The organism is Lachnoanaerobaculum sanguinis (assembly GCF_033242365.1).
GTDB lineage: Bacteria > Bacillota > Clostridia > Lachnospirales > Lachnospiraceae > Lachnoanaerobaculum > Lachnoanaerobaculum sanguinis.
Map to the genome: position 1 here is coordinate 115,291 of NZ_BTHK01000004.1, position 13,683 is coordinate 128,973.

10 protein-coding genes are annotated in these 13,683 nt (G+C 33.2%); all 10 read right to left on the bottom strand.

Annotation, left to right across the window (positions count from 1 at the left end; all coding sequences use genetic code 11):
• Positions 1-46: 46 nt before the first annotated feature.
• A complete protein-coding gene (msrB, locus tag SBH76_RS03990) occupies positions 47-991 on the bottom strand; it encodes a peptide-methionine (R)-S-oxide reductase MsrB (RefSeq protein WP_317976850.1) in 945 nt (314 codons plus the stop codon).
• An 86-nt stretch (positions 992-1,077) separates the two neighbouring features.
• Positions 1,078-2,244 carry a hypothetical protein gene (locus tag SBH76_RS03995; protein WP_317976851.1) on the bottom strand — a complete coding sequence of 389 codons (1,167 nt, stop codon included), beginning with the start codon at positions 2,242-2,244 and terminating at the stop codon, positions 1,078-1,080.
• A 41-nt stretch (positions 2,245-2,285) separates the two neighbouring features.
• Positions 2,286-3,512 carry a DUF5050 domain-containing protein gene (locus SBH76_RS04000; RefSeq protein WP_317976852.1) on the bottom strand — a complete coding sequence of 409 codons (1,227 nt, stop codon included), beginning with the start codon at positions 3,510-3,512 and terminating at the stop codon, positions 2,286-2,288.
• 107 nt (positions 3,513-3,619) lie between these two features.
• Entirely contained in the window at positions 3,620-4,906 is a 1,287-nt protein-coding gene (locus SBH76_RS04005; RefSeq protein WP_317976853.1) for a tetratricopeptide repeat protein, read from the bottom strand.
• Positions 4,907-5,290: 384 nt separating this feature from the next.
• Complete coding sequence (locus tag SBH76_RS04010) at positions 5,291-6,841, bottom strand: N-acetylmuramoyl-L-alanine amidase family protein (RefSeq protein ID WP_317976854.1); 1,551 nt, start codon at positions 6,839-6,841, stop codon at positions 5,291-5,293.
• Positions 6,842-7,000: 159 nt separating this feature from the next.
• Entirely contained in the window at positions 7,001-7,126 is a 126-nt protein-coding gene (locus SBH76_RS04015; RefSeq protein WP_317976855.1) for a hypothetical protein, read from the bottom strand.
• Between the two features lie 37 nt (positions 7,127-7,163).
• Positions 7,164-8,705, bottom strand: coding sequence for an N-acetylmuramoyl-L-alanine amidase family protein (locus SBH76_RS04020; RefSeq protein ID WP_317976856.1), 1,542 nt, complete (start codon positions 8,703-8,705; stop codon positions 7,164-7,166).
• Positions 8,706-8,728: 23 nt separating this feature from the next.
• Positions 8,729-10,147 carry a tetratricopeptide repeat protein gene (locus SBH76_RS04025; RefSeq protein WP_317976857.1) on the bottom strand — a complete coding sequence of 473 codons (1,419 nt, stop codon included), beginning with the start codon at positions 10,145-10,147 and terminating at the stop codon, positions 8,729-8,731.
• Positions 10,148-10,184: 37 nt separating this feature from the next.
• Entirely contained in the window at positions 10,185-11,735 is a 1,551-nt protein-coding gene (locus tag SBH76_RS04030; protein ID WP_317976859.1) for a tetratricopeptide repeat protein, read from the bottom strand.
• 141 nt (positions 11,736-11,876) lie between these two features.
• Positions 11,877-13,250 (bottom strand): tetratricopeptide repeat protein, encoded by a 1,374-nt coding sequence (locus SBH76_RS04035; protein ID WP_317976860.1) that lies wholly within the window; start codon positions 13,248-13,250, stop codon positions 11,877-11,879.
• Between the last annotated feature and the right edge of the window lie 433 nt (positions 13,251-13,683).

Below are 13,683 nucleotides of genomic sequence, written 5' to 3' on the forward strand. Positions count from 1 at the left end.
TTGTTTAGACTAACATTTTAAATGCTTTTTTACAAGGACAATTTACTTATGAAACGTACTCTATCAGATAACCGTATCCCTCTTCTTCCATTTTATCTAAAGGAATAAATCTAAGTGCCGCAGAATTAATGCAATATCTTAAACCGCCAAGCTCTCTTGGGCCGTCATTAAACACATGTCCAAGGTGAATATCGGCGTTAGAGCTTCTTACCTCAATCCTTCTTCTTCCAAGGCTTAAATCCTCTTTGTAATGCACCAAATCCTTTTGTATAGGCTTTGAAAAACTTGGCCAACCGCATCCCGATTCAAACTTGTCTGTAGAAAAGAAAAGCGGTTCACCTGATGTAATATCCACATATATACCTTTTTCAAAATTTGAGTTGAATTCATTGTCAAAAGGTCTCTCTGTAGCCGCATTCATAGTTACATCATATTGTAGAGCGCTAAGTCTGTTTTTTAAAACCTCATCATCATCCTTTATATATTCTTCCGACCTTACTATAGGCTCGTTTGCCCAAGCAAGATTTATATGACAGTATCCGTTAGGATTTTTATCAAGGTAATCTTGATGATACTCTTCCGCAGTATAAAAGTTTTCAATCGGCAATACTTCTACCGCGATTTTTTCACTATACTTTCTTTGCTCTTTTTCTATTGCCTCATTTATTGTCGGCAACTGAGCTTCATCTGTATAATAAATCCCTGTTCTATACTGTGTTCCAACATCATTTCCCTGTTTGTTTACGCTGACAGGATCTATTATTCTAAAATAATAAATAAGTAAGTCCTCAAGGCTTAATACACTATCATCAAAATCAATTAAAACCGCTTCAGCATGTCCTGTATTGTGCCTGCAAACCTCTTCATAGCTTGGATTTTGCGTATTACCGTTTGCATAGCCGCAAGTCGTATCCACCACACCTTTAATTCTTTTAAAGTATCCTTCAACACCCCAAAAGCAACCGCCTGCAAGATATATTCTATTTATCATAATCTGTCTCCTTAAATAAAAATTTTTAGGTGAAGAAAGTCTCCCCACCTAAAGATTCAAAAACTATTAACTTTATATATCAATTTTTATTGAGTTATACTTGTAGTGTATTCATAATTATCTGCTTTAGAAGTTATACAATCATTAGTAAATGAACTCAGATCCTGATATCCGTAGTAAAAATATCCTCCTTCTTCAGGATAAAAATGTTCCAATCTTGTTCTTGCCGTTTGGTAATTACTCAAATCTAAACTAAAGTTTCCATCTGCCAATAGCTTTATATCCTCATATCTAACATAATCATAATAATCTAACTGTGCATATTTCGAATTTGATACCTGAATTTTATATACTAGATATAAATAATTCTCACTCCAATTACTTATTCCTGCCTTTGCGCTCAAGAAATAGTTCCCTACATATGCGACATTGATAAGTTTTTCTGTTTCGCTCAAACCACTTGCCGCATCTTCATTTAATATACTGTTACCTTCAGCTATTAATTCATTCATCGCCTTTTCAGATATTTCATCAGCTTTTGTCACATACCTGTCTATATTATCGCATTTATACTCATTCTCAGTTTTCTCTATTATTGAACCAAATTTCTCAATAAACTCATCATCATTTATGTCACATTCAGCAATTACTTTTATTGTATCACCTATTTTAATTCCCTCTATTTTGTTAGGATTAAAAGTAAAATATTGTAACTCTTCCCTTTTCTTGGCTTTATCAGTTTCTATACTCACACTACCATTAGGTGACGTTCCTGTAAATGTAACCTTAATATAATCAAAAGGATTAAATTTATCAACTTTCTTTAGATTATCAACAGTGTACTCCACATCTGAATAACTAAACTTTACCCCAAAGTATTCCTCTGCCAGCTCATCATCACAGTCAAATTTTACATTTACAGTATCTCCATTACTTAAGTTTGAATCTTCATCAAGTTCAAGCTTTACACAAGTTGAGATCAAAAGCTTTGCATCACTTATAGAAGATTTAAGAGAATATTCCTTTATAAATTTTCGTCTCTCATCTTTCTTTTTAAACTTTATTTTCTTTCCATATTCATCTTCAAACTTTCGATAATTAAATGATACCGTAGCAGTTCCCTTTGTATCATAACCTTCTGATGAAAACTCAAGATAATCATCAAGTACCACTGTCTTTTTCCCGCATCCTGTTAACCCCATCAATAACAATATTGTAAAGATTAATAAAAAAATATTTTGTTTTAACTTCATAACACACTCCTTCTTGTTGTCAATGTATATTATATTAATACCTACTCTTTATTTGCATTTAATACCGCTGTATCGAAATTTACCATTTGTCCTATAGGTGTATTGGCTGCAATATTGTATGTATATAGTTCAGTATCCGGTTTGCTCTTCCCGTCCCAATATCTCAAGAATACATTTCCATTCACTATATTAAACCATTTTATATCATCCGCTATATCCACCACATTACTTCCGTCCATGGACATCTTCTTCAATGATCCCATCTTTTGATCATATGATTTTTCAAGTACATATATATTATTTTCATAAATGTTGAACTGTACATGATCTACTTTAAACCCTAAGCCTGATCCGTCATAAACTATCTTTTTATTTCCACCCGCAAGATCACTGCTTCTAAGATAAGCATCTTCCTCAGTATAGTAAAGTATACCATCATAAATTATATAATTTTGGCAGTCAAATCCGGGAATAACAACAGAATTTTCCCTTTTCTCCATGTCGTAACAATTCAATCCTTCTTTTGTAATAAAGTATACATACTTATTGTCCACAACACTTACATTTGGATTACCTACATTTTGACCTTGCGGTATAGTATAAATCTCTGAAAAATCCTGACCGTCTATATATATTCTTGCAATATGATATATTCCATCCCGTCCGTTTGAATAACTAAAATAGCAAAAATTATCAGCCAGACTCTCAAAACTTAACCAGCTGTCATCACCTACACCAAAATCAAGATTCGTAACTTTTATATTTTCTCCGGTACTTATAGAATATTTATATATATTTCTATCTGTAAAATTATTATCCGGCTGATCTCCTATAGTGGTATTTGCATAGTATATGTTTCCATTTAAAATGTGCATATCCTTCATAAATATATCAGTCGATATACGACTTACATTACCACTCATATCTACAGAATAAATTCTCTCCTGGTCTTTAGGATTCCTGAAGTAATATACATCTCCATTATTTACCATTCTTCCATAGCAAACCAAATTTCCGACAAGATTTCCGTCATTTACAGCCGTATACTTCATCTGTTTAATTTCTTTTTTTGGTTCCTCTTTAGTTTCGGTATTTGTTTCTTCTTTGTCTTTTCCTTTGGTCTCTACCTTATAGTTTTCTTCTGTTTCATGCTTACTTTCTACGTTCCTGCTTTTATCTTCTTTTTTAGTTATTCCACACGCTGTAAAAATAAAACTTACAGACAATGTACATATAACTATTTTGAATGCTTTATCAAATAATTTCATAGTACCTCCAAAGTTAAAGTTTGCTACTTCATAATAACTACCTTTATAAAAATTTATGTATATTTAATATCTGGCCTTACTCCTTTTATAGAACTTCATATATAAATCTATTGCACATATGTTAACATACCAACACCGCTATCGTCTGCATCATATACAGGTTTTGCTCCTATAATGTACCCTCCTTTATCCACTACGGTTCTCCAAGTGTTATTTAAATCCAATGTTTCAGGAAAAGTAACTTCTGAAAGCTTTCCTCCTGCAACATTATAGTATGTATCCGCAAGATAGTAATTAGCATAGATATCCCCTTTATAGTCTTCTTCTACAAATGTAACAAGTTTTGCATCTTTTCGTATTTTTATGGAGCCTATATCTTTTGGAGCATACATATCTGTTTTATTATATTCTTTATCATAATTCCATCCGGTTATTTTTACTTCAGTAGCCTCAAAATAATCTCCTCTATCTATTACATCGCCATAGGATAATAATCCTGCAACATCCCATAAAACCCCGTCACTGTCAGCATAATCATCCAGTGTGTACATATCTCCTCCTGTATTTATCAGTTCAAGATATATATCGTCTTTTTCAAACTCTTCTATTTTTTCTTTTACAAACTGATTTCTAATCAATTTGCCTTCATCATCAAAGAAATATGGATTTTCATCTATCCACTTTCTACCTTTTATAGTCGCACCGGTATCCTCATAGTAATACCAATCTTCTCCTACCTGTTTCCATCCTTTCAATATCTCCGACTTGTCCTCTTCGATTTTAACTTCCGATGAGCCACTATCATCATTACTTGATTTTAGCTTTATGGTATACTTTACCTTAGCTTCATCATACTTCACATCATTCTCATCCATTGTATAAGTTGTCAAAACATATGTTCCGTTCTTATCCAATATTATAGGATTTGTGTACTCCTCATCGACAATTGACATTTCGGAATTTTCTGTTTCTATATTGTAAAAAATTCGAAGGCTTTTTGCATTACTAAGTTCTATTGATAATGATTCATCATATTCTTTCGGAATTTGAGAAATCTTTACAAGGTACTGCAAGACCTCAATTTCTTCATTTATCTCGTCTATTTTCTGTGATGATAAATTCTCTATCTCCAAAACTTTTTCTAAAGTAGACTTTGCCTCATCCGGTCTACCTGATTTTTCGTATACTTTAGCCAACATAGCATATGCATCTACATTCTTCGGATCTATTTCTATAGCCTTATTCAAAGCAATTATTGCATTTTCATAGTCAAGCTCTGCCATATATTTAGACCCCAAATCAAGTTGCTCCTTTATCCTCGCAACTTTACTACTACACCCTATTATCAATAAACCGATAATCGAAATAATTAGTAAAAATTTTAATTTTTTCATAGTTACTCCTGAATACCCATAATTCTAATTTACATGAAAATAAGTATCATTTAATTTTGTAAAATATCCGTTCTCATCAATTTTCAAATCATCATAGCCTTGTATTCCAAGTACCTCATCCAGCGAAGAAGATGACCTATAGAATTTACCTCCTAACTCTCTATAGCGCCGGTTTAGCTATCTTATACCTATATCCAAACTCTACTAACCCCACTTACATTCTTTCTAATATAAATCTGGTATTATAAATAACGTGCTAACTTCGACTCTCTCAGTGGAACCTCTATCTGGAGTCATAAAATATGTATCTTGCACTTTGCAGAAATCCCCAATATCTATTACAAGTCCACCTGGTGATATATACAAAATCTTTATAAAAATCATTTAGGATGAATGCATCATTAAATCATCAAACTTAATTATATATCCATCCTTATCCATATATTCATTTAAATGATCATCAAAAATTGTATATAGTACGATATCTGTACTGCTATCATCATTTACAAGTCTACCACCGGAATCATTAAAACACTGTTCTGCTGTTTTTGTCATTTTCATCATTTCATTACCATACAATGTTCCCACAGCATATTTTCTAACATAAACTGTTGTTGTAAATATTTCATACCAATCAGTAGCAAATTCTGCACTATGTGTATACCCCATAAATACAGCATTCTGTACTTCAAAATAATTTCCCCTATCAATTATGGGTCCCTCTGACATCACAGCCTGAACTAACATATCATTATATATGTATCCAGTATGTTCATAGTAATAGTCGTCCATATGCATTTTATGTTTACCATATCTGAACTGATCCGTATATTTTTTACTTGGTGGCACAGGTTCTTGAATTATATTTGTCCTTACCCCATCAGCCCCCACATAGTATCCGTCTATATACTGGTCAGTCTTCATCTCGCCGTTGCTGGCAAAGTAATACCACTTACCGTCTATCTCTTTCCAGCCTGTGCTCAGTTCTCCACTGTCTGAGATATAGTACCACTTACCGGATATCTGTTGCCAGCCTGTCAGCATGTCACCATCATCCCCGAAGTAATACTGCTTACCGTCTATACTCTGTGAACCTCTCTTTACTATTCCGTCATCTCCAAGGTAATACCACTTACCGGCAATTTGCTGCCAACCTGTAAGCATCACTCCGTCTTCATCAAAACAGTACTTTACACCATTTATATCAACAAGACCTGTTGCCATATCTCCATTGTCTTTAAAGTAGTACCAACTTCCGTCTATCTGTTGCCAGCCTGTAACTATCTTTCCGTCTTTTCCACGGTATCTGTAGATATTTCCGACACTCTCCCAACTGTCTTTCTCTACATGCTCTTTAGACAGCTTTATGGTATACTTGACCTCTGTACTGCTATATTTTTTTCCGCTACTATCAACAGTATATGCCTTTACTATATAGCTTCCGTCCTCATCTAAAAGTATCGGTGATGTATACTTCATATCTGTAGCTACAAGTCTGCTGTCTTTTGTATCTATACTGTAGTAGATATCATTTGACCCTATGTTACTAAGTTCCAATGCCGTCGGTTCGTCATATTCCCCCGGCAGCTTTGATATTGCTACAAGAAAATCAAGATTCTTGATTCTATTATTGATTTCATCTTCATTATCGGATGATAAATTATCAAGTTCAAGCACCTTTTCAAGTGTTGCCCTTGCATCCTCAAGCCTTCCCGATTTCTCATATACTTCTGCCAACATCTTATATGCATCCACATTCTTCGGGTCTATCTTTATAGCCTTATTAAGTGCTACTATAGCACTTTCATAGTCAAGCTCCGCCATATATTTTGATCCCAAATCCAACTGTTCTTGTACCCTTGCTCCCTTGCTTTTGCAGCCTATCAATAGTATTCCAACAAGAGTAAGGATAAATATTATTTTAATTCTTTTCATATTATTCCCTATATTTTAATCCACTACTTAAGCATCTTTTCAATATTTTCCGGTGTTTTTTCAGTATTCACATCAGCTCCGGTAAGTTTTGGTGATTTTTTTATTTGTATTTTCATTTTCTAATTTTATCGCTCTATTCAATACCTTAATCTACTACTCTTAGTCCTCTTCCAATAAATATTTTTCTTCAGCTTTTAAATTATTACTTGTCCTCATTTTAGAAATACTTGAACACCCATTAAGTAATACAGCAAAAGCCCCAAAAATATATATTCTTTTTCTCATATATACTCCATAAATTTAATAACGCACTTTATACATTTTATTCACTTGGACCTGTAAGTAACACTATATATCCCAAAGAATCTAAGCTTTCATAATCCGAATCGAAATGTAAATCTGATATAAAAGTATATATTCTACCATCTTCATCAGCTAAATTTAACTCATAATCATGTTCAGGTATTATCTTCCCTCCCCTACTTTTATATACATCTTCCGCTGTCCTACCTGCAAGAATATCATTGCCATTTTGATACATTACCTTTGCATTCTTTCTTACATATATTGTAGTTGTATATGGTTCGAATCCTGAATCATGTGTACCGTAAATTGTTACATCTTGTACTTCATAGAAATTTCCTCTATCAATTACTTTACCGGTTGAATACATATGACCTCCATCTGCAGCATATAATGGGCCATATTCATCATCAAATGCATGTCCTTTTATCTCACCTCTTAAAAATTTATCAGTCCAGTTTTTACTTGGTGGTACCGGCTCCTGTACAATATCCGTTCTTACACCGTCAGCACCCACATAGTATCCGTCTATGTACTGGTCAGTCTTCATCTCACCGTTGCTTGCAAAGTAATACCACTTTCCGTCTATCTCTTTCCAGCCTGTACTTAGTTCTCCACTGTCTGAGATATAGTACCACTTACCGGCTATCTGCTGCCAGCCTGTCAGCATGTCACCATCATCGCCGAAGTAATACTGCTTACCGTCTATACTCTGTGAACCGCTCTTTGCTATTCCGTCATCTCCAAGGTAATACCACTTTCCGGCTATCTGTTGCCAGCCTATCAGCATCACTCCGTCTTCATCAAAACAGTACTTTACACCGTTTATGTCGGCTACTCCTGTAGCCATATCTCCATTTTCTTTGAAGTAGTACCAACTTCCGTCTATCTGTTGCCAGTCTGTGACTATCTTTCCGTCTTTTCCACGGTATCTGTAGATATTTCCGACACTCTCCCAACTGTCTTTCTCTGAATGCTCTTTAGATAGCTTTATAGTATACTTAACCTCTGTACTGTCGTGTTTGTTACCGCTGCTGTCTACAGTATATGCCTTTACTATATAGCTTCCGTCCTCATCAAGAAGTATAGGCGATGTATACTTCATATCTGTAGCTACCAGTCTGCTGTCTTCTGTATCTATACTGTAGTAGATATCATTTGAGCCTATATTGCTAAGCTCCAATGCTGTCGGTTCATCATATTCTCCCGGCAGCTTGGATATAGCTACAAGAAAATCAAGATTCTTGATTCTATCGTTTATCTCATTTTTATTCTTAGATGACAAGTCGTTAAGATCAAGCATCTTTTCAAGTGTTGCCCTTGCATCATCAAGTCGTCCCGATTTCTCATATACTTCCGCCAACATCTTATATGCATCCACATTCTTAGGATCTATCTTGATGGCTTTATTAAGTGCTACTATCGCGCTTTCATAGTCAAGCTCTGCCATATATTTAGAACCCAAATCAAGTTGTTCCTGTACTCTTGTCTCCTTGCTCTTACAACCTATCAATAGCATTCCGACAAGAATAAGGATAAATATTAGTTTAATTCTTTTCATAATACTCCATATATTTTAATCCACTACTTAAGCATCTTTTCAATATTTTCCGGTGTTATATCAATATTTATGTCATCACCGGTAAGTTTTGGTGATTTCTTTATCACATTATTCAGGTATTCATAATTTGTTGTATTCCCATAATAATCCAGACTTCCCTCTTTCTCTTCAACAAACCTTGATATATTACTATTATATAAATAGTAGTCATAAGGATATGGTGCAGATATAATATAGTCAATATAATTATTTCCGGCACTAGGGACAAGTACTGAATTATCCTCAAAGATAATAATGTCTCTAAGAATCAAGTCATTATTCAATATATTGTATACTTTATCATTAACTACACTATATATTTCAAATGCATCTTCACTATAATGTCGTACATTTACTCTCAGTATAAGATCATCTACTCCATCTCCGGTAACATCCTTTAAGGCAAATTGATAAGCTATACCTTCTGAGAAAGGGCGTAATTTATAATTATAACTGCCATCAAGATTATATTCCCCATAAAGTAAATCTTTGTATAGCTTTTTTACATTGTTAATATCTACATTGTTAATATCTACATCTTTAGTATCATCGGACACATATATCTCACCCATATCCACAAGTTCCATATTATCTATTTCAATATCAATATTTTCAATATTCAAAACTGTATCCATTGAATCACTGTCAAACAACACCTTTTTTTGTTGTAATTCAGATAAACTTGGTTCTTCTTCATTGTATTGATATTCCGATATATCATCATTATAAGTATAATACCAATATTGAAGAGGATTTGAATAGAAATCTCCATAAGAACTGATACGAGATTTATCAGTAAAGAATATTTCATTAAAATCTTTTGACATAAATATATTATCTATTTCAATAGCTTTATCCTCTATTACCTTATATATATACAATCCACTTTTTTCGCTTTGTGTATCAACAGGTACTTCATTGTTTTTTTTATATATGATAATTTCTTCTTTTCCATCTCCGGTAACATCCACTATTTTAAATAAGTATGTATTTTCATAGTCTTCCGATATTGTACCGTCAAAGTCTATGCTACCACCAATCTTTCCGGTATTATAAAAATTAGTAAGAATATCTTTATAAACAAATTTCATATTAAGAGCATTATACTTTGCAATTTCCTCATCTGTTAAATCATCAAAACGCTTTATCTTCTTTAATACAGATTTAGATTTATTCAATTGTCCGTCTCTCTGATATGCCTCAGCCAACAATAAGTAATTATCTACATTTTTAGGTTCTAATTCTATTGCTTTATTCAATGCTATAATAGCCTGTTCATAATCCTCTTCCAATAAATATTTTTCTGCGGCTTTTATATGATGACTTGCCCTAATTTTAGAAATACTTGAGCATCCGCTAAGTAATACAGCAAAAGCCAAAAATATATATATTCTTTTTTTCATATATACTCCATAAATTTAATAATACTCATTATATGTTTTATTCACTTGGACCTGTAAGTACTACTATATATCCCGATGAATCTAAACTTTTATAACCTATACTTTCAGAATATGAGTCCCAAAATAAATCTGACATAAAAGTATATATTTTACCATCTTCGTCGTATGAATTATACTCATATTCAATTTCAGGTATTATCCTTCCTCCCCTACTTTTATATACATCTTCCGCTGTCCTACCGGCAAGAATATCTCCACCACTTTGATACATTACCTTGGCATTCTTTCTTATATAAATTGTCGTTTTATATGGTTCAATTTGGACATCATGTGTACCGTAAATTGTTACATCTTGTACCTCATAAAAATTCCCTCTATCAATTACTTTACCTGTTGAAAGCATATGGCCTGCATAAGCAGCATACATACCATTATCATCATCATCAAGCCCTTTTATCTCTCCTCTTAACAATTTATCAGTAAAGGTCTTACTTGGAGGTACAGGTTCTTGCATTATATTTGTTCTTACTCCGTCAGCTCCCACATAGTATCCGTCTATATACTGATCAGTCTTCATCTCTCCGTTATCTGCAAAGTAATACCACTTGCCGTCTATATCTTTCCAGCCTGTACTTAATTCTCCACTGTCTGATATATAGTACCACTTACCGGCTATCTGCTGCCAACCTATCAGCATGGCACCATCTTCACCAAAATAATACTGCTTACCGTCTATACTCTGAGAACCGCTCTTTGCTATTCCGTCATCTCCAAGGTAATACCACTTGCCGTATATATTCTGCCAGCCTGTCAGTATCACTCCGTCTTCATCAAAACAGTACTTTACACCATTTATATCAACAAGACCTGTTGCCATATCTCCATTATCTTTGAAATAATACCAGCTTCCGTCTATCTGTTGCCAGCCTGTGACTATCTTTCCGTCTTTTCCACGGTATCTGTAGATATTTCCAATACTCTCCCAACTGTCTTTTTCTCCATGCTCTTTAGACAACTTTATAGTATACTTAACCTCTGTACTGTCGTGTTTGTTACCGCTGCTGTCTACAGTATACGCCTTTACTATATAGCTTCCGTCCTCATCTAAAAGTATCGGTGACGTATACTTCATATCTCTAGCTACAAGTCTGCTGTCTTTTGTATCTATACTGTAGTAGATATCATTTGAGCCCGTATTACTAAGTTCCAATGCCGTCGGTTCGCCATATTCTCCGGGCAACTTGGATATCGCTACAAGAAAATCAAGATTCTTGATTCTGTCGTTTATCTCATCTTCACTATCGGATGATAAATTATCAAGTTCAAGCACCTTTTCAAGTGTTGCCCTTGCATCATCAAGTCTTCCCGATCTCTCATATACTTCAGCCAGCATCTTATATGCATCCACATTCTTCGGGTCTATCTTTATAGCTTTATTAAGTGCTACTATAGCACTTTCATAGTCAAGCTCCGCCATATATTTAGAACCCAAATCAAGTTGTTCCTGTACCCTTGTCTCCTTGCTCTTACAACCTATCAATAGCATTCCGACAAGAATAAGGATAAATATTAGTTTAATTCTTCTCATAATACTCCATATTTTTTAATACACTACTTAAGCATCTTTTCAATATTATCCTGTAGTATCAACGTTTATATCCTCTAAGTCTATGTGATTTTTTAATAAGATTATTAAGATATTTATCGTCTATTTCCAAGTAATCTTATACTAATCTCCAAATACTACATCTAAATTTTCTTTTGTTAACTCAGTATCAATGTCATCACCGGTTAGTTTTACTTTCTTCTCAAGCAATTTATCCAAGTATTCCAAATCACCTTCTCTATACTCACCTGCTTTTTCCATATAAAATCTTCTAATATCTCTATTATATTCATAGTATTCAAACTTCTTCTTTTGATTCGAATACTCATTGACAAAAATTATGGAATTGTCATCGAATATTCTAAAATAATCACAATAAGTACCACACATAAAATAAACTGTATCCTCTGTGATCCCATAAACATCATATGAGTCAAAATCATCTTTAAAACTCTCTACAATAAGTTCATCCCTATTATCTCCAGTAAGATCTATCAGTTTAAATCTGTGCCCAAATTCTTCATCAAAACTCTTGCTTAGAAACTCCTTATATAGTTCTTTATCTTTTTTGTGCTTACTTTTTTTATTATCAGAACTCTCTTCATTATCAATGATTTTATCCTCTTCATATATATCAATATCGGGAATACTCATTGTATCTACAGTATCCCTGATATTATCAGGATTTAAAGGAGTTACTATATCTTCAAGTTTTAACTTTATTTTATTATTTGCAATCATTTCATTTGCTTCTTCTATTTCTTTACCATATTTGTCTTTATCCAAGCTAAGAAATTCCGCTATAGAAGTATTATAACCATATACATAGGTTTTCTGCTCATTTGTATCTGAATCCACAAAACTCTTAACTAAAAGATTATTGTCAGTAAATATTTTATATGAATCCATAAACCCAATTCTTACTGCTCTACCTTTTATTACTTCATATATATATCCTAATGTAGAATCAAGACTTTTAAGTTTTTTCCCGATAATTATTTCGTCTTTACCGTCACCTGTTACATCTTCTAATGTAAAATAGTAATATCCTCCTACACGGTCATCATCTAAAGTTGATATTTCATCAGCATCATCGAGCCAATACAATTCATCAACATCTCCTATAATTCCGGTTTTATAGTAATTATTAAGTATTTCACTATATATTCTCTTACTATCCAGAGCACTGACTTTTTCTTCCTGTATACTGCTTAATCTTACGCCTTTTATATCACGAATTTTATCAATAATTTCTTCAGATTCTTCCTGCATATCAGCCTCCTGATATGCTTTTGCAAGCAAAATATAAGCGTCTACATTTTTAGGATCTATAGAAATTGCTTTCTCTAATTTTACAATAGCTTTTTCATAATCCTCTTTTAACATATACTTTTGTGCGCTTTTCATTTGTGCATTTACCCTCATTGAAGTAATATTAGCACAACCTGTTAAAACCACTGAAAAGGTAAGTACTAATGGCAAAATAAATTTCTTCATAATTCTCCAATCTATATCATATGTTTTATATAATAAAATCTACTCATGCGTAAACATGTTTATTGCTCTCAAAAATTCGTTATTCTTAATCACATCGTCCCTAGTATCACTTCCCATCACCAACACCTTTTCAGGACCTCTTTTCTAAACATTTTTATATATTATTGCTTAAATTAAAGCACAAAAAGAGCCCTCCATCTCCTCAAAAGTCAAAAAACTGATGTGGAGACGTAATAGAGCTCTCTTTAAAATCACAAAATAACACCAAAACTAATAGTATAATTACAAAAGCCAATCCTATTCCACTCATCAATTTGCACTCCTTAATATAATTTTTAGTTTAAAACTATATTAATATATTGTCAATCATTTATTAATTTTCTCTTACTATTTTATGCTGATTGTGTTTATTATTTACAGACTTCCCTTCATA